The organism is Streptococcus oralis (assembly GCF_001588645.1).
In the GTDB taxonomy this organism is placed as follows: Bacteria; Bacillota; Bacilli; order Lactobacillales; family Streptococcaceae; genus Streptococcus; species Streptococcus oralis_AB.
The window spans coordinates 75,692-93,765 of sequence record NZ_LAYF01000006.1 but is presented as its reverse complement, the minus strand read 5'-3'; the positions used below and the strand labels follow the sequence as shown (position 1 = coordinate 93,765).

General features: G+C 44.6%; 13 protein-coding genes and 1 pseudogene. 3 read left to right on the top strand and 11 right to left on the bottom strand.

What is annotated here, in order from left to right:
- Positions 1-5: 5 nt before the first annotated feature.
- Positions 6-2,639: pseudogene (locus A0739_RS06045) on the bottom strand (DEAD/DEAH box helicase family protein).
- Positions 2,640-2,772: 133 nt separating this feature from the next.
- Between A0739_RS06045 and A0739_RS06040 the strand changes: the two are divergent.
- The gene (locus A0739_RS06040) at positions 2,773-3,390 is read left to right on the top strand and encodes a TVP38/TMEM64 family protein (RefSeq protein WP_000076176.1); all 618 of its coding nucleotides are present in this window, start codon (positions 2,773-2,775) and stop codon (positions 3,388-3,390) included.
- A gap of 46 nt (positions 3,391-3,436) precedes the next feature.
- Here A0739_RS06040 and scrK read toward each other — a convergent pair whose 3' ends face one another.
- Positions 3,437-4,324, bottom strand: coding sequence for a fructokinase ScrK (gene scrK / locus A0739_RS06035; protein ID WP_000164292.1), 888 nt, complete (start codon positions 4,322-4,324; stop codon positions 3,437-3,439).
- Between the two features lie 158 nt (positions 4,325-4,482).
- Positions 4,483-6,369: a sucrose-specific PTS transporter subunit IIBC gene (locus tag A0739_RS06030; RefSeq protein WP_061587386.1), complete on the bottom strand. Its 1,887-nt coding sequence runs from the start codon at positions 6,367-6,369 to the stop codon at positions 4,483-4,485.
- A 378-nt stretch (positions 6,370-6,747) separates the two neighbouring features.
- On the opposite strand from A0739_RS06030, the gene A0739_RS06025 reads away from it, so the two are divergent.
- Together A0739_RS06025 and A0739_RS06020 are read left to right on the top strand one after the other, a co-directional pair.
- Positions 6,748-8,202 carry a sucrose-6-phosphate hydrolase gene (locus A0739_RS06025; RefSeq protein ID WP_061587385.1) on the top strand — a complete coding sequence of 485 codons (1,455 nt, stop codon included), beginning with the start codon at positions 6,748-6,750 and terminating at the stop codon, positions 8,200-8,202.
- The gene (locus A0739_RS06020) at positions 8,183-9,148 is read left to right on the top strand and encodes a LacI family DNA-binding transcriptional regulator (protein WP_000225990.1); all 966 of its coding nucleotides are present in this window, start codon (positions 8,183-8,185) and stop codon (positions 9,146-9,148) included. Before A0739_RS06025 ends, A0739_RS06020 begins: the two co-directional genes overlap by 20 nt.
- 150 nt (positions 9,149-9,298) lie before the next feature.
- On the opposite strand, the gene A0739_RS06015 is transcribed toward A0739_RS06020, so the two are convergent.
- The 8 genes from A0739_RS06015 to fmt form a co-directional block, all read right to left on the bottom strand.
- Positions 9,299-10,573 carry a hydroxymethylglutaryl-CoA reductase, degradative gene (locus A0739_RS06015; RefSeq protein ID WP_061587384.1) on the bottom strand — a complete coding sequence of 425 codons (1,275 nt, stop codon included), beginning with the start codon at positions 10,571-10,573 and terminating at the stop codon, positions 9,299-9,301.
- Positions 10,573-11,745 carry a hydroxymethylglutaryl-CoA synthase gene (locus tag A0739_RS06010; RefSeq protein WP_061587405.1) on the bottom strand — a complete coding sequence of 391 codons (1,173 nt, stop codon included), beginning with the start codon at positions 11,743-11,745 and terminating at the stop codon, positions 10,573-10,575. Before A0739_RS06010 ends, A0739_RS06015 begins: the two co-directional genes overlap by 1 nt.
- A gap of 118 nt (positions 11,746-11,863) precedes the next feature.
- On the bottom strand, positions 11,864-12,319 hold the full coding sequence (locus tag A0739_RS06005) for a threonine/serine exporter family protein (RefSeq protein ID WP_000176907.1): 456 nt from the start codon (positions 12,317-12,319) through the stop codon (positions 11,864-11,866).
- 1 nt (position 12,320) lies between these two features.
- Positions 12,321-13,079, bottom strand: a complete 759-nt coding sequence (locus tag A0739_RS06000; protein WP_000344542.1) for a threonine/serine exporter family protein — start codon at positions 13,077-13,079, stop codon at positions 12,321-12,323.
- An 87-nt stretch (positions 13,080-13,166) separates the two neighbouring features.
- Complete coding sequence (pknB, locus tag A0739_RS05995; protein ID WP_061587383.1) at positions 13,167-15,068, bottom strand: Stk1 family PASTA domain-containing Ser/Thr kinase; 1,902 nt, start codon at positions 15,066-15,068, stop codon at positions 13,167-13,169.
- A complete protein-coding gene (locus tag A0739_RS05990) occupies positions 15,065-15,805 on the bottom strand; it encodes a Stp1/IreP family PP2C-type Ser/Thr phosphatase (RefSeq protein ID WP_000401527.1) in 741 nt (246 codons plus the stop codon). Before A0739_RS05990 ends, pknB begins: the two co-directional genes overlap by 4 nt.
- Before the next feature lie 15 nt (positions 15,806-15,820).
- Entirely contained in the window at positions 15,821-17,134 is a 1,314-nt protein-coding gene (gene rsmB, locus A0739_RS05985) for a 16S rRNA (cytosine(967)-C(5))-methyltransferase RsmB (RefSeq protein WP_061587404.1), read from the bottom strand.
- A complete protein-coding gene (fmt, locus tag A0739_RS05980) occupies positions 17,127-18,062 on the bottom strand; it encodes a methionyl-tRNA formyltransferase (RefSeq protein ID WP_061587382.1) in 936 nt (311 codons plus the stop codon). Before fmt ends, rsmB begins: the two co-directional genes overlap by 8 nt.
- Positions 18,063-18,074 lie beyond the last annotated feature (12 nt).

Below are 18,074 nucleotides of genomic sequence, written 5' to 3'. Positions count from 1 at the left end.
CGCCCCTACTCCAACCGGCTTTTAACCTTCTTCTTAGTCAAGGTACGGTCGTTTTTGTTAGAGAGAGCTTGGATACGAGCTTCGAGAAGGATTTTCCGTTCGGCCTCTGTTCGTGTATAGACGAGGTGATAGCGTCCGATAGTTGGCCTCAGAAAGTCAAGGAATTTCTGTGCTTCTTCCTTGCGCTTGTCAAAAAGACTAGGCACGGCATAGTAAGGTGACTGACCTTGTCGGACTTTCTCTGCCTTCAAGAGATAACGCTGGTTGTCCACTGGAGCAAAGAACTCTCCCACAGTCTGCGCAAACAATTCCTTATCTCTCATACTACCTCCCTTGAGATAGGCAAAGACCATGTAGTTTTCCTTGTCCTCCTCTACCTGAACACGGGATTGATCATCCGTTAGATACCCCGAATCTAGCAGAGCCTTTCGGATCTGCTCACCCAGAGATTGCAAACGTTTATAGGTACTCTTATAGCGGAGGTAGCGCCAAGATGCAAAGGCCAAAAAGAGGAGACAGGCTGTCGTAAGCCACCAAACACCGATCAATCTCAATCTAAATAACAAGACCAACAAATCCACTGCAAACAAGAGCAATGACATGCGAACCCATTTTAATGCATCAAGCAAGAGCATAACTGGGATTTTCTGTTTTTGAGTTGCGACTTCTGTAACTATCTCGAACTGATCCGCTACAACAAGAGCTTCCTGCCATTTTTGTCTCAAGCCTGCTCGATCCTTGGAGAGACTCTTAACTCGCTCATTGTACTCACTAATTTGCTTTTTCTTAAAAGGGGGCTTTGGAAAATCCAAACGATCCAAACCAGTCTCAATACTCTCCTGATTATAAGCCAATCCAAGAAAATGCTCCATCCGTCGCGACAAGGTTTGCAGATCCTGATTGCTCTCTGGTCTAGTCTCCTCACCATGAAGAGTGATAAGTGCTTGCGCTTGAACGGCTACCAGATGCCAGATGTTGCTGGTCTTTTCTGGATGTCCCGACCAGATACGAATGGCACGCCCTCGCATCTGGTTACTCAGCATAAAGCTCCCCACAAAGCTTCCGAGGATTAGGGAATTAACACAAGGAGCATCCCAACCCTCTCCAAGGAGAGATTTAGTTCCGACTAGGACTTGAATCCGGCCTCGTTGAAAAAGCTCCGTCACTGCCGCTACGATTCCCTTAGCTGAGCTCGGAAAACCAACCTGCACATAATCTTTTGGATCCAAGTGACCAATAGATGAGAAACTAAGAGGAACCTGAGGCAAGAGTTCCTTCAACTCTGCTGCCACATCGGTAGGCAAAATAACGACACTACCTGACAAGACAGCCAAAGACACAGTTATCTCTTGTTCCTGAGCTTTTCGACGAATGCTTTCAAAATAAGGGAGAACCCCCAACTGAGAAATGGTTGCCTGATTATCTCCCAGATAGGTGGCAAAATCCTTGCGAATATAGTCAGCTAGTACTAACTGTCTCAGTTCCTGACCTAGACTCTCATACTCTGCCCAGAAGATATCGGCAATGGCAGACAACTTCCCCAGAGATTGGGTTAAAAGCTGCTCGGAAGCCTTGGACTTAACCAGATAAACCTGACGTTTTTCCACCAACCCACGCGCCTTCAAGTCAGCCTCTAACTTTTTCCTGTATCCATCTGGATCCTCATACCAATCTGTTGTCTGATAGAGTATGCTCTGCAACAGCGTCTCCAGCCAGTATGAGGTCAATGCTGGAAGCTTCTGGGTTCCCAGTAAATTTTGTAAAGAGGGAGGAATCGTTAACCCCTGAGAATGCATATAAATCAACATAGCAGACAAGTACTTGGGATCTTCTAAGAGCAAATCAGATGAAATATCCCCTTTGAGGACTTTAGACCCTGCTACAAATGTTTGAAAATCAGGATCGACTATAAGGTGATGAATATAGTCCCACTTAGTCTCCTCAAACTATTTGAGACGTTCCGCCTCTTCAGCTGTTGGTGAACACATATAGACAAAATCCTGATGAGGGCAAAGAGTGTCTTCCTTTACTAGTTCAGGTACCGTGATTTCTTGATCGATCTCCCCACACATACGGATATAGCGTTCCCAGAGTTCAGGCTCGCTGTCATATGGTGGTGTCGCTGTCAGGGAGATGACTTGCAGCGGTTCATACTGCTTGCGAAAGGCTTCCAGACTTTTCCACCATTCATTGCGCAGGTGGTGGCATTCGTCCAAACAAAGAGTCGCAACTTTCTGAGCTCTTAGGCTTGCAAGCAAATCAAACCCCATAAAATCCTCTGCTTCTCCATCTTCTTGTGATTGAAGTTGGTTCATGGCACTATGAAAAGCCTGATAGGTCACAATCGTTAATGCCTTCATCTCCTTTAAGTTTTGGGAAACGAGGTCTGAAAGCCTCTGACCATCCTCTAGAAAAGCTGTTTGAATCCTATCTACCCATTGTTCACGAATAGTGACAGTCGGAACTAAGATGAGGGCTGGGTTGCCAAAACGAGCGATTAGCTCGATACCAATGGTGGTCTTTCCAGACCCTGGAGCGGCCACTAGATGAACATGACCGTCTGCTTGATAGTCCTGAAAACGATCCAAGACCTGTTTTTGATATTGGCGCCAGCTTCCTTTAAAGTTTAAACCTAACATGATACCCCTCATTCCTATACCGTCTTTTTCTTATTCTCATTTTACCACACTTATTTCTCCAGTCAGATAATCCAGATAGTTTTTCTCCACAAAATATGGTATAGTAGAATCATACTATCTATGAGGAGTTTACATGTCACAGGATAAGCAAATGAAAGCTGTTTCTCCCCTTCTACAGCAAGTCATCAATATTTCATCTATCGTCGGGGGAGTCGGCACCTTGATTTTCTGTATTTGGGCCTATCAGGCAGGAGTGTTACAGTCCAAGGAAACCCTATCGGCCTTTATCCAGCAAGCTGGGGTTTGGGGGCCACCACTCTTTATCTTTTTACAGATCCTACAAACCGTTGTTCCGATCATTCCGGGAGCTTTGACCTCAGTGGCTGGGGTCTTTATTTACGGCCACATCATCGGGACTATCTATAACTATATCGGCATCGTGATTGGCTGTGCCATTATCTTTTACCTCGTCCGTCTCTATGGAGCTGCCTTTGTCCAGTCGGTCGTCAGCAAGCGCACCTATGACAAGTACATCGGTTGGCTAGATAAGGGCAATCGTTTCGAGCGGTTCTTTATCTTTATGATGATCTGGCCAGTTAGCCCGGCTGACTTTCTGTGTATGCTGGCCGCCCTGACCAAGATGACCTTCAAGCGCTATATGATTATTATCATTTTGACCAAGCCCTTTACCCTAGTGGTTTATACTTATGGTTTGACTTATATCATTGATTTCTTCTGGCAGATGTTTTGAGAATAGAAAAATCCGTTTGGTTGCCCAAGCGGATGTTTTCTTTGTTTTATTTTGCGACACTCTTAGCAAGGACAAAGTTCCCAAGTGTGGCAGAACCATTTCCAGCAACCGCTGGAGTGACAATGTAGTCACGTACGTCTGGTACTGGTAGGTATCCATTTAGAAGAGCTGTAAATTTCTCACGTACACGGTCCAGCATGTGTTGCTGTGCCATGACTCCACCACCAAAGACGATCACGTCTGGGCGGAAAGTTACTGTAGCATTGACCGCAGCCTGAGCGATATAGTAGGCTTGAACATCCCAGACAGAGCTGTTGAGTTCGATGTTTTCGCCACGAACACCTGTACGAGCTTCTAGACTTGGTCCAGCCGCAAAGCCTTCCAAACAGCCCTTGTGGAATGGACAGACGCCGTTAAATTCTTTTTCTACATCCATTGGGTGTTTAGCCACATAGTAGTGACCCATCTCAGGGTGACCCACACCACCGATAAACTCACCACGTTGGATAACACCTGCACCAATCCCTGTACCGATCGTGTAGTAAACCAAGTTTTCGATACGGCCACCAGCATTGTTACGAGCAACCACTTCACCATAGGCAGAGCTATTTACGTCAGTGGTGAAATACATGGGTACGTTGAGGGCACGACGTAGGGCACCAAGTAGGTCTACATTTGCCCAGTGAGGTTTTGGAGTCGTTGTGATAAAGCCATAGGTTTTTGAGTTTTTGTCGATATCGATCGGACCAAAGGAACCGACAGCAAGGCCTGCAAGATTATCGAATTTTGAAAAGAATTCGATGGTTTTATCGATAGTCTCGATAGGAGTTGTTGTTGGAAATTGTGTTTTTTCCACAACATTAAAGTTTTCATCACCGACAGCACAGACAAACTTTGTACCGCCCGCTTCTAAGCTTCCATATAATTTTGTCATGATAAACCTCTTGTTTTTATTTTCTTTATTATAGCATATTTTGAAAGTCTAGATTTCTCTATATTTTAGATTTTCCTCTGTAAATCTTACCATCCAAGTAAAAACGAACAAACATGATATTTGTTCGTTTTGTTTTTAGATTTGATTTTTGAAGAGGATTAGGCTTTCACTTCGATGATCGCGTCGCCCTTGACAACTGAACCACTTGCGACTGGTGTCACAGAAGCGTAGTCAGCCGTGTTTGTAACGATAACCATTGTTGTATCATCAAGACCTGCAGCAGCGATTTTGTTTGAGTCAAAGGTTCCAAGAACATCACCAGCTTTAACCTTGTCGCCTTGAGAAACTTTTTGTTCAAATCCTTCACCGTTCATAGTCACCGTATCGATACCAACGTGGATCAAGATTTCAGCTCCGTTTGCTGTCTTCAAACCGTAAGCATGTCCTGTAGCAAAAGCAATCGATACTTCTGCATCAGCTGGTGCGTAAACCACGCCTTGGCTTGGTTTCACTGCAATCCCTTGTCCCATTGCACCACTTGAAAAGACTGGGTCATTAACATTCTCAAGAGCAACTACGTCCCCAACGATTGGAGTTTGGATTGTTTCATTTTGAGGAGCTACTGGAATGTTACCAGTTGTTTCTTCTTGAACCAAACGTTCTGTCGCTACTTCAGAAGCAACTTCTTTTTCGTCCTCGTAACCAAACATGTAAGTAAGGGCAAAACCAAGAACGAATGATACAGCTACCATAAGAAGGTATTGAAGCAATTGACCGTTACCAACGTACAACATTGTACCAGGGATGATGGTGATACCATTACCAGTACCAGCAAGTCCAAGGATAGAAGCCAATCCACCACCGATGGCACCAGCGATCAATGAAAGGAAGAATGGTTTACGGAAACGTAAGTTTACCCCGAAGATAGCAGGCTCTGTAATACCGAGGAAGGCAGAAAGAGCAGCTGGGAAAGCTAGTGTTTTCAGTTTAGGATTCTTCGTTTTAACACCAACCGCAACAGTTGCAGCCCCTTGAGCTGTCATCGCTGCAGTGATGATAGCGTTGAATGGGTTGGCATGGTCAGCAGCAAGCAACTGCACTTCAAGCAAGTTGAAGATGTGGTGCACGCCTGATACGACGATCAATTGGTGAACCCCACCGATGACCAAACCACCAAGACCAAATGGCAAAGCAAGAATTGCTTTTGTTCCGAGAAGGATGTAGTTTTCAACAACGTGGAAGACTGGTCCGATGACAAAGAGTCCAAGGATAGACATGACCAAAAGTGTCACGAACGGTGTTACCAAGAGATCCAAGACATCCGGAACCACTTTTCGGAGAGCTTTCTCAAACTTGGCTCCGACCACCCCAATGATGAAGGCTGGAAGAACGGAACCTTGCAAACCAACAACAGGAATGAAGCCAAAGAAGTTCATAGCTGTTACTTCACCACCTGATGCTACTGCCCAAGCGTTTGGAAGCGAACCAGAAACCAGCATCATACCAAGGACGATACCAACAGCAGGGTTACCACCGAATACGCGGAAGGTTGACCATACAACCAAACCTGGCAAGATGATGAAGGCTGTATCTGTAAGAATTTCTGAGTAAATCTTCACATCATCTGGAAGTGTCATCCCAAGAGCGTTCATGAGACCACGAAGACCCATGAAGAGACCAGTCGCTACGATAACTGGGATGATTGGCACGAAGACGTCACCGAAAGTACGGATAGCACGTTGGAACCAGTTTCCTTGTTTAGCAGCTTCTGCTTTCATGTCTTCTTTAGAAGATGTTGGCAAACCAAGTGCAACGACTTCGTCGTACATCTTGTTTACTGTACCAGTACCAAAGATGATTTGGTATTGACCTGAGTTAAAGAAAGCTCCTTGAACTTTATCCAAGTTCTCAATCACTTCCTTATTGATTTTCCCTTCATCTTTGACCATGACACGTAGACGAGTCGCACAGTGGGCAACACTGTTGACATTTTCACGTCCGCCAAGGGCTTCGATGACTTTTTTTGCAATATCCTGATTGTTCATTTGCAAAAATCTCCTTATAAAAATTTTGTAAAGTGTTTGAAAGCGATTTTATTCGCCCTACGACTATTATTTTATCATGTTTCCAAAATATGTCAAGCGTTTTGCAGAATTTTTTATTTTTCTCCTGGTCTTTATATTCATTTATGATAGTTTTTGACTGAGTCCTTCTATTTACTCATAAAAATATCTTTAAATTAGAGGGTTCAAAGCTTTTATTTTTCATTTTCTTTCATTTTTTCGTGAAAGTTAGCTGAATCCTCTTCTTTTCTTTTATGATAATCGTTTGACATTTTTTGCTATTTTTTAACATAAAAGACTTGCTTTTTTGGTCGAAAACGGTTACTATTAAAATAGCAGAACTTTCGGAGGAATGATATAATGGAATGGACAACAGAGCGTCGCTACAGACGCTACGAGGATTGGACAGATGATGAAGTCAAGCAAATCAAGGAAAAGATGGCACAATCTCCTTGGCATACTCGTTACCATGTCGAGCCAAAAATGGGGCTTCTCAATGATCCAAATGGTTTTTCTTATTTTGATGGCAAATGGATTCTCTTTTACCAAAACTTCCCCTTCGGTGCAGCCCATGGGTTGAAGTCTTGGGTGCAGCTTGAAAGTGATGATTTGGTACACTTTACAGAAACTGGAGTCAAAGTTTTACCAGATACTCCATTGGATAGCCACGGTGCCTACTCTGGTTCTGCCATGCAGTTTGGCGATCAGTTGTTCCTATTTTATACTGGAAATGTCCGTGATGAAAACTGGAACCGTCACCCCTACCAGATCGGGGCTCTTTTAGATAAGGATGGCAAGATTACAAAGATTGACAAGGTCTTGATTGACCAGCCAGCAGACTCTACTGATCACTTCCGTGACCCACAAATTTTTAACTTTAAAGGTCAATATTATGCCATCGTCGGTGGACAGGACTTGGAGAAAAAAGGCTTCGTCCGTCTCTACAAGGCTGTGGACAATGATTATACAAACTGGCAAACAGTTGGCGACCTTGACTTTGCTAACGACCGTACTGCCTACATGATGGAATGTCCAAATCTGGTCTTTGTAGGGGAGCACCCTGTCCTTCTCTACTGTCCACAAGGATTGGATAAGAGTGTTCTAGACTATGACAATATCTATCCAAACATGTACAAAATCGGGGCTTCCTTTGATCCTGAAAATGCCAAAATGGTAGAAGTGTCTCCATTACAAAATCTAGACTATGGTTTCGAAGCCTATGCAACGCAAGCCTTCAACGCTCCAGATGGACGTGCACTAGCAGTAAGTTGGCTTGGGTTACCAGATGTTTCTTACCCATCTGACTGTTTTGATTACCAAGGAACCTTCTCATTGGTCAAAGAACTCACTATCAAAGATGGCAAACTCTACCAATATCCTGTCTCAGCCGTCAAAGAACTTCGTTCTTCTGAAGAGGTCTTCTCAAATCATACTCAAACCAATAACACCTATGAACTGGAGCTCAACTTAGAAGCCAATAGCCAAAGCGAGATTGTCTTGCTCGCTGATAAAGAAGGCAAGGGGCTTTCAATCAACTTTGACCTTGTCAATGGACAGGTGACAGTGGATCGTAGTCAGGCTGGTGAACAGTACGCCCAAGAATTTGGTACGACTCGTTCTTGCCCTATCGATAACCAAGCTACTACTGCCACTATCTTCATCGACAAGTCGGTCTTTGAAATTTTCATCAATAAAGGAGAAAAAGTATTTTCTGGTCGTGTCTTCCCACATGCGGACCAAAATGGTATCCTGATCAAGTCTGGAAACCCAACTGGAACTTACTATGAATTAGATTATGGTCGCAAAACTAACTGATGTCGCAAAACTTGCAGGCGTCAGCCCCACTACCGTCTCACGGGTCATCAATAAAAAGGGCTATCTATCTGAGAAAACCATTCAAAAGGTTAATGAAGCCATGCGAGAATTGGGCTACAAACCCAACAATCTGGCTCGAAGCCTCCAAGGAAAATCTGCCAAGTTGATTGGACTTATTTTTCCAAACATCAGTCATGTCTTTTATGCGGAGTTGATCGACAAGTTGGAACACCAGCTCTTCAAAAATGGCTACAAGACCATCATCTGTAACAGCGAACACGACTCTGAAAAAGAACGAGAGTACATTGAAATGCTGGAGGCCAATCAGGTCGATGGTATCATTTCTGGAAGTCACAACTTGGGAATCGAGGACTACAATCGTGTGACGGCACCGATCATTTCCTTTGACCGAAACTTGTCTCCAGACATCCCTGTCGTTTCCTCTGATAACTACGGTGGCGGGGTCCTCGCCGCCCAAACTCTGGTTAAGACTGGAGCCCAGTCTATCATCATGATTACAGGAAATGACAATTCCAACTCACCGACTGGACTGCGCCATGCTGGCTTTGCCTCTGTTCTCCCGAAAGCACCTATTATCAATGTTTCGAGTGACTTTTCGCCCGTCAGAAAAGAAATGGAAATCAAGAATATCTTGACCCATCAGAAACCAGATGCGATCTTTGCTTCGGATGATTTAACAGCTATTCTAGTGATCAAAATCGCTCAAGAGCTGGGAATTTCTGTTCCTGATGAGCTCAAGGTCATCGGCTATGATGGAACCTACTTTATCGAGAACTACTATCCTCACCTGACAACGATTAAGCAACCTATGAAAGAGATTGCCCACCTCACTGTCGATCTCCTCTTGCAGAAGATTGAAGGCAAGGAAGTCGCGACAACTGGTTACTTCTTACCCGTCACCCTATTACCAGGAAAAAGTATTTAATACTCTTCGAAAATCTCTTTAAACCATGTCAGCTTCCATCTGCAACCTCAAAACAGTGTTTTGAGCAGCCTGCGGCTAGTTTCCTAGTTTGCTTTTTGATTTTCATTGCCTATAAGCACAAGAAAACTCAGACGAATTCGTCTGAGTTTTTTATGATCTTAAGTTTTCGAGATAGCGCTGGGCTGCCTCTAAGTTAAAGGTTTTATCTGCGATGAGTCGCTCAACGAGGGGAGCAACTTCGGACTCACTAGCACCAGCTAGGAGAGCTAGGGATTTGGCCTGTAATTTCATGTGGCCTTGCTGGATTCCCGTACTGACCAAGGCTTTGAGGGCCGCAAAGTTTTGGGCAAGACCGATGGACACGATAATCTGAGCTAATTCCTTAGCTGAAGGATTTCCCAGTAGTTCATGGCTGAGTGCTACACGAGGATTGAGACCGATAGAGCCACCCTTGGTCGCTACGGGCATAGGTAAGGTCATCTCACCGACCAATTCTTCTGAGTCCCTATCGAGACTCCATCGGCTGAGGCCTTGATAGCGTCCATCTCGACTGGCAAAGGCATGGGCCCCAGCTTCGATGGCACGCCAGTCATTACCCGTAGCAATCAAAATGGCATCAATACCATTAAAAATCCCTTTATTATGAGTAGCTGCTCGGTAGGGATCAGCCTGCGCAAACTGGCTGGCCAAGGCTATTTTCTCCGCAATTTCTCGTCCTTGATCCTTTTGAGGGTTCAAGTAGCGAAAGGCGATACGACAGCTTGCTGTCACCAGAGAATCGGTTGCGTAGTTAGACAGGATACCCATGAGACTCTGTCCTTGACTGAGTTCTTCTAAGACTGGTTTCAAGGCTTCCAGCATGGTGTTGAGCATATTGGCTCCCATGGCTTCCTGGGTATCGACATGAAGATAAACAACGAGAAAGTCTGTTTCACCTTTGATCTGTTCTACATGCAAATCACGCGCCCCACCACCACGTTTGACGATAGAAGGATAGGCTTGATTGGCAAGTTCCAAGAGCTCGGCTTTCTTGCTGGCAATCTTCTCTTGCGCTTGTTCAGGATCAGCAACTTGATAAAGGGCTACCTGACCAATCATCTGGCGCTCATGTACTTGAGCAGTAAAGCCGCCTGCTCGCTTGATGATTTTACTAGCATAGCTGGCCGCAGCAACCACTGAGGGTTCTTCTGTCACATAGGGAACTGTGTAGTCCTGACCATTCACCACAAGCTCTGGAATGATGGAATAAGGAAGAGAAAAAGTTCCTACCACATTCTCACTCAGCTGGTCTGCAACAGATAAACTGACTTGTTCATCCTGCTCCAGACTCGTTTGCTTTTCAGGACTAAGGAGCGCCTGAGCTCGCAACAACTCCAGGCGCTCATGGTATGTTTTTTTAGAAAATCCATTCCAACTTATCTTCATTATTTTTCAACCTTGCTATAATGGCGTTGGTGGTCGACAATTTCAACCAAGGCATAGTCTTGATGTTCATAACCTGCAAATTGGGCTGAACCAGACTCATCCAACTGCAAGTCTTCGAAGAAGACTTTTTCATAGTTTGCAACAGACAATGTTGTACGTTGTTTAAGTTTGCTCAAGCGATCCTTATCAAGATAAGTTTCATAACCTTCTACCAGCTCTCCACTAAAGAACTCTGAAACCGCTCCACTTCCGTAACTGTAGAGGGCAATTTTATCTCCAGCCTTCAAAGTCTCTGCATTTTCCAAAAGAGAAAGGAGGCCGAGGAAGAGAGAACCTGTGTAGATATTTCCAATCATCTGACTGTAGAGAATGGACTTGTCAAAGTTTTCTTGCAGACTATCCTTTTTCTCTTGAGATAAGTTCTTGTCCATCATCTTGCGCAAGCCTTTTAGGGCCAACTTAGGATAAGGCAAGTGGAAGCAGATAGCCGCAAAGTCATCCATAGTCCAATCATAGCGTTTCTTGTATTCATCCCAAGTCGTTGTCAGGCAATCAAGATACTGTTGGGTCGAGTACATGCCGTTTACATAAGGAGTGCTTGAGTAGTTCGGACGCCAGAAATCCATGATGTCTCTCGTTTGGGCAACATTATCATTGTTAAAGGCCATGATGCGCGGATTTTGGGTGATCAACATCGCCACACTTCCAGCACCCTGAGTTGGTTCACCTGGAGTTCCTACACCATATTTGGCAATATCACTGGCAATGACCAGAACCTTAGACTCTGGAGAATTCTCCACATGCAATTTAGCATAATGAAGGGCAGCTGTCGCTCCATAGCAGGCTTCTTTGATTTCAAAGCTACGAGCGAAAGGTTGAATGCCTAATAGGCCATGAACAAAGACTGCCGCTGCCTTACTCTGGTCAATCCCTGACTCGGTTGCCACGATGATCATATCGATTTCTTCTTTTTCTTTGTCTGTTAAAATAGAGTTGCTTGCACTAGCTGCCAAGGTAACAATGTCCTCAGTCAGTGGCGCAATACTAATTTCATTTAACAAGAGTCCCTTGCTAAATTTTTCGGGGTCAACTCCCCTCGCTTCTGCTAAGTCTTGTAATTTCAAGACATATTGACTGGTCGCAAAACCAATCTTATCAATACCGATTGTCATATTTACCTCTGTTTTTTCATTCATTGTAAAAAATCGTTTCATTCTATTTTATCACAAATAGGGACAAAAGAGAGAAAAAAGACTTGATTCAACAAATCAAGTCTTTGCTTTTACTGCATTAGGAAGAGATTCCTCGTTGTTTTCGGATATAGTAATAAAGTTTTAGAATTACTGTTCCACTTGCCATTCCAATGGAAATAACAAGGGCTAACATAACCACCAAAGTCGCGCTGGCAATAGCATGGCTGTAATCGCCTGTCACAAAGAAAGCTGTCGTTCGATAGGATAAATAACCTGGCACCAAGGGGGCAAGAATGGCCAAGACAAAGACCACCGCTGGTGTCTTATAGACAATACTTAAAATCTGGCTGATGCAAGAGCCAATTACTGCTGCGATAAAGGTCGCAATAATAACATTGGTTGGTTCTTTGAGCACGAGATAGAGGAGCCAAACACCCATTCCCAAAACACCACCAGGTAGGAGCATGGAGCGTTGAACATTCAGTACGATTAGAAAGGTGATAATGGCGAGTAAACTCGCCACTGCTTGGAGCAAAATACTTGTTAGAGTCATCTTATGTCATCAAAACCAGGGCGACAGAGGTGCCGGCCCCTAAAGCGAGGGTAATGAGCAAAGATTCAAACATCTTGCTCATACCAGAGTTGATATGGTTGGTCATGATATCCCGTACCGCATTTGTCAGAGCAATCCCTGGAACAAAGGGCATGACAGCACCTGCTATAATCAGGTCTGCCGTCGAAGGAAATCCTGTATAGCGGGCCCAGAACTGGGCGATCAATCCGAAAACAAAGGCACCCGCAAAGGCCGTTACAAAAGGAATGCGGACAAACTTCTCTACGTAGAGAGAGAAGGCAAATCCAAATAAGGTCGCAATAGCTGCGCCAAAAGCGTCATAGACATTGCCCCCAAACATAATAGAGAAGAAAGGGGCACTGAGGGTCGCTGCTACGGTCACTTGGAACTTGGTATAAGGAAGGGCTTGATTGCCGATTTCTTTCAGCTTTTTAAAGGCTGTCGAGAGATCGATCTGCCCTCCGACAAGCTCCCGTGATACTTGGTTGACATCACAGACTTTTTCAATGTTATAAGAGGATGAGGTTACCCGTTTCATCCGAGAAATATTGGTGTTTTCAATAGAAAAGAAAATAGCTGCGGGCATGGCAAGAACATTACAATCCATAATTCCCTGCGAATGGGCAATACGGATCATAGTATCCTCAACCCGATGAATCTCTGAGCCACTTTTCAGGAGAATGGTTCCTGCTAGCATAATCACATCAATGACGGCATTCAACTCTCTCGATTCGTCCATTTTCTCCTCCTTTTTTCTACTTCCTATATTTTATCACAAAATCTTGTGAAAAAAAATCTTTGTCATGAAATCATGACAAAGATTCGTTTAATCTCGAGAACTTTCGTGAGATCCTTCATTATTGGATGAACTGCTCGAAGGAGTGTTCCCTTGTTGATTTCCTTGTTGGTTCCCCTGGTTTGGACTTGTAGGAGAACCTTGGTTCCCACGTTGGGCAGGATTAGAGGATGAAGTTGATGGTGGTGTTTTTGGTTTGTAGATGGAAAGTTTGATACGCGTACTTGCAAGATCAACCTGTTCTCCTGCTCTTGGCGTTTGACTTACAACAGTTCCTTCTGCCGTTCCTTCAGGAGCAGTCGATACTTCTACAACCTCAATATTTGCTTCCTTCACACCGACAATCTGAGTCAAGTTATTCTTTGTAAACTCGAGACTTGAACCGATGTAGTTCGGCATGCTGACACTAGTCACCTTCTTAGCCACTGTTAAGGTAATCGTAGTGGCTTTTGAGAGATCATAGGTCGAACCCGATGCAGGGGTCTGTCTGAGGACGGTTCCAGGTTCGCTTTCGCTGGATTCTTCCTCTTCCATCTTGATTAGATTTTCAGGAACCTTCTTCTCCTTGAGTTCAGCTACAACATCCGTATACTTGCGTCCGACGTAATTGCTCACTTGGAAGGATTGCTTACCAGAAGAAACAATCAAATTGACCTTGGTTCCTTCTTTTCGGCCACTACCAGCTTCTGGATCCGTTCGAATAACACGTCCTTCTGCTACGGTATCGCTGGCCTCTGACTTTTCTTCACCGGCTTCAAACTTGGATTTTTTAAGAGCTTCCTTAGCCTCTGCAACGGTTTGTCCAGCTACATCAGGAATAGGAATCGTTGCTGGTGTTCTTGATAAAATCCAGACCAAAGAGGCTACAACCAATAGAAGACTGGCCAAAAGAATCATATAGCGAGCCTTAAACTTCCGTTTCTTGGCTGGTTTTGGCGCTGGAGCCGGCTCTGTGACCGGTTGAGTTGGTTTCTTTGGCTGAGGGCGTTCTTCTTGCGCCGGAGCTTTAGGAATCGATGTCAGTGTACTTTGTGGAACTTTAGGTAAAGTCTTCGTGTCTGCCTTACTCGCATCGTCAAAGACCAGCTTCGGTTCATTCCGACGATTATAAGACAAGCTAGTTGACAAGTCCACATACATTTCTGAAACAGACTGATAACGGTCTGACAACTTCTTAGCAGTTGCCTTGATGACAACATTTTCTAAAGCCTGAGGGACAGATGGGTTTTCAGCTATGACGGACGGAAGTGGCTTCTGGAAATGCTGGAGGGCAATCGTAACCGCACTATCCCCATCATAAGGGATATGTCCCGTCAGCATTTCATAGAAGATAATCCCCATTGCATAGATATCACTCTGGAAGGTCGCTTTAGAACCACGCGCTTGTTCAGGTGATAAATAATGAACAGAGCCTAACATTGAGTTTGTCTGGGTCAGACTGGTCTCCGCAAAGGCTACGGCAATCCCAAAGTCCGTGACCTTAGCTGTGCCGTCAGGTGTCAAGAGGATATTTTGAGGTTTCAAATCTCGGTGAACAATTCCTCGAGTATGGGCTAAGCGCATGGCCAAGAGGATTTGCCCCATGATCCGAACTGCTTCTTCATTTGAAAGAGGATAGTGTTCTTTAATATAACGCTTGAGGTCAAGGCCTGCTACGTATTCCATAGCCAGGTACTGTTGACCGTCTTCCTCACCAATATCTGTTATCCGAACGATATGAGGATGGTCCAGATCCGCCATGGCCCTCGCTTCGCGCTGGAAACGTGCCACAGCAATCGGGTCCGTCTGGTAGTTGGTCCTCAGGACCTTCACTGCCACTTCTTCCCCGTCTAGGATCAAATCCTTGGCCAAGTAAACATCTGCCATGCCTCCTCGACCAATCTGCTTGACAATCCGATACCGCCCGGCAAAAATCTTGCCGATTTGGATCATTCTGCTGCCTCCTCGTTCATGTAAACAAGGGCAACCGTAATGTTGTCTAAACCTCCTGCATTGTTAGCGAAGCGAATGAGGGTTGCCGCCTTGTCTGCTAGGGAAATATCACTGGTTACGATATCATAAATCTCGCTTGCTGAAATCATATTGGTCAAACCATCACTATTGAGCAAGAGATAATCTCCTGACTCCAATGTAATCATCCCAAAATCTGGCTGGATTTCATCTTTTTGTCCGATAGACTGGGTGATGATATTCTTTTGAGGGTGAGTTTCTGCTTCTTCTGGAGTCAATTGACCAGCCTTGAGCAATTCGTTGACCAAGGAATGGTCACTTGTCAACTGGTGGTATTCTTCTCCACGAATCAAACCGATACGAGAATCTCCAATGTGAGCATAGATGGCTTGGTTGTCAATAAACGCGACAGCTTCTAGCGTTGTTCCCATACCTCTGTAGGCTTCGTCCTGACCTAGTTGATGAATTTTTTGATTTTCAATCTCCAGGTAGTGGGCAAACCACTCACGAACTTCATTGACTGAGTCAATTTGGGTATCTACCCAAGCCACACCAAGGTCTGTTACCGCCATCTCACTAGCGATATTTCCTGCACGGTGTCCTCCCATCCCGTCAGCCAAGATGATCATAGTGCGTCCTGCTCGGTTGACAAAGTGATTGACATAGTCCTGATTATTTGTCCGTTTCTGACCAACATCTGTTAATAATGCTATTTCCATTGTGTCAGTTCCTTCCTATTCTGATATCTTGCGAAATTGGCTGATAAAGAATCCATCACTTCCATACAATTCTGGAGTGATCAGGATGCAGCCATCTTTCAGGATATCTTTACATTCGTGTTCTAGTTTAACCTGCTCGAACTCGGGATGACTTTCTAAAAACGCCTCAACGACTTGAAAGTTCTCCTCAGAGACAATAGTACAGGTACTATAAGTTATTATACCACCTTTTCGTAGCGTTTGACAAACACTACCTAATATTTCCAGCTGAATTTCCTGTAAGGATGTGAAATCTGCTGTTTCTTTATTGTATTTGATGTCTGGTTTACGACGCAAGAGTCCAATCCCAGAACAGGGAGCATCTACTAAAATCTTATCAAAGGAGTCCTTTTCAAAAAACTCATGCACTTTTCTGGCATCCAATTTTTGCGTTTGCACTCGTTCTGCCACACCTAAACGCTCCGCATTTTCTTGGATCAAGTCCAACTTATGATCATAAAGATCCAAAGCCGTTACCTTACCAGATGTGAGGTAAGAAGCCATATGAGCTGTTTTCCCACCCGGAGCTGCACAGGCATCCAGGACCTGCTCATGGCCTTGCAGATCAAGAGTCGGAGCAACCAATTGACTGGACTCGTCTTGGATGGTTATAGCCCCTTCTGCGAACAAATCATGTCCTGCAAAGTGTCCCTGCTCCTTAACCAAACCAGAAACAGCCAAAGGTGAATCACTCGCCTCTAACACGGCTTTGATTTCCTCTTTTCGACTCAAGTCGGTCACTCGGATGCTGGCTTTGTTGCGCACCAAGAGGCTTTCAAAGATGGCTTGGGCTCGCTCTTCGCCGTATTCTTCCTTGAGCTTAGACACTAGCCAAACTGGGAGAGAATAGGCAATGGAATCACGCTTGTTTTTGCGTTTGATAGTTGCAATATCTGGCCACCCTTCTCGCAAGATACGACGAAGAACAGCGTTGACCATTTTTTCACTGCCTTTTTTACGGGCTTTGGCTAGTTCCACCGCTTCATTAACAACAGCGTGATTAGGAATCTTATCCAGATACCGAAGTTGGTAGGCGCTCATGAGAAGAAGAACATAGAGCCAGTTATCTAGCTTGTCTCGGTCTTGAATAAAGTGGGACAGGTACCATTCTAAGGTGAGTTTGCGGGCTACCGTTCCGTAGACAATCTCTGTCACCAAACCCTTGTCTGCTACTGAGAGTTGACTCCCCTTGAGGTGTTTATTTAAGGCAATATTTGAATATGCTTGGTTGACAAAAACATCCTCTAACACTGCTAGAGCTAGATTTCTAGCCGTTTCTACTTTAGTCACCAAATCGTTCTCCTACAGTCAATGTCCGTCCCACTCCGTTGAGGAAGGAAGAAATGTCCATCTTAGGTTTACCAGCTGGCTGCACTTGCTTGAGGGATAGAGCACCTTCTGCCGTAGCGACGATCAATTCCTTCTTACCAATAGAGAGGATCTCGCCTGGATTTCCCTGACCTTCTACTGGCAGGGCTTCATAAATCTTAAAGCGGTCTCCCTTGAGAAAAGTGTGGGCAACAGGCCATGGATTCATCCCACGGATTTGGTTGAAGAGTTGGCGATTGGTTTTAGTCCAATCAAGTTTCTCTTCTTCTGGCTTAATATTTGGCGAGAAAGTGACTTGACTAGGATCTTGTGGTTCAGGTTTGATCTCCCCAGTAATATAACCAGGAAGGGTGTCCAAAAGCAAATCACGACCAACAATCGCTAATTTTTCAAACAAGGTGCCGACATTGTCCTCATCTGTGATGGGAATACTGCGACGGGAAATCATATCACCGGCATCCATCTCCTTAACCATCTCCATAATGGTCACACCAGCTTCCTCATCCCCTTGAATCAAGGCATAATGAATGGGGGCTCCACCACGGTGTTTGGGAAGAAGGGAAGCGTGAACATTGACCGCAAAATCCATGCTATCAAGGAGTTTACTTGGGAGAAATTGCCCAAAAGCAGCAGTGATAATCCCATCTGCTCCTAAATTCATAATGGCTTCCATCTCTGGACTTCCAGATAATTTTTCAGGCTGGTAAATGGGAAGACCTGCTTCTTTGGCAGCCTGCTTGACTGGGGTTTCTTGGATCACTTTTTTACGGCCAACAGCGCGGTCTGGCTGAGTCACAACAGCCAGAATCTCGTAACGGTTGTCTGATAACAACCCCTTCAAAACTGTCGCTGAAAAATCAGGTGTCCCCATAAAGATTAGTTTTGTCATTTCTTCTCCTTC

Coding starts and splice junctions, on each gene's coding strand:
- A0739_RS05990 (WP_000401527.1), bottom strand. CDS start 15,805: ATGGAAATAGCATTATTAACAGATGTTGGTCAGAAACGGACAAATAAT.
- fmt (WP_061587382.1), bottom strand. CDS start 18,062: ATGACAAAACTAATCTTTATGGGGACACCTGATTTTTCAGCGACAGTT.
- scrK (WP_000164292.1), bottom strand. CDS start 4,324: ATGACAAAATTATATGGAAGCTTAGAAGCGGGCGGTACAAAGTTTGTC.
- A0739_RS06005 (WP_000176907.1), bottom strand. CDS start 12,319: ATGACTCTAACAAGTATTTTGCTCCAAGCAGTGGCGAGTTTACTCGCC.
- A0739_RS06000 (WP_000344542.1), bottom strand. CDS start 13,079: ATGGACGAATCGAGAGAGTTGAATGCCGTCATTGATGTGATTATGCTA.
- A0739_RS06030 (WP_061587386.1), bottom strand. CDS start 6,369: ATGAACAATCAGGATATTGCAAAAAAAGTCATCGAAGCCCTTGGCGGA.
- A0739_RS06010 (WP_061587405.1), bottom strand. CDS start 11,745: ATGACAATCGGTATTGATAAGATTGGTTTTGCGACCAGTCAATATGTC.
- A0739_RS06015 (WP_061587384.1), bottom strand. CDS start 10,573: ATGAAGATAAGTTGGAATGGATTTTCTAAAAAAACATACCATGAGCGC.
- pknB (WP_061587383.1), bottom strand. CDS start 15,068: ATGATCCAAATCGGCAAGATTTTTGCCGGGCGGTATCGGATTGTCAAG.
- A0739_RS06025 (WP_061587385.1), top strand. CDS start 6,748: ATGGAATGGACAACAGAGCGTCGCTACAGACGCTACGAGGATTGGACA.
- A0739_RS06020 (WP_000225990.1), top strand. CDS start 8,183: ATGGTCGCAAAACTAACTGATGTCGCAAAACTTGCAGGCGTCAGCCCC.
- A0739_RS06040 (WP_000076176.1), top strand. CDS start 2,773: ATGTCACAGGATAAGCAAATGAAAGCTGTTTCTCCCCTTCTACAGCAA.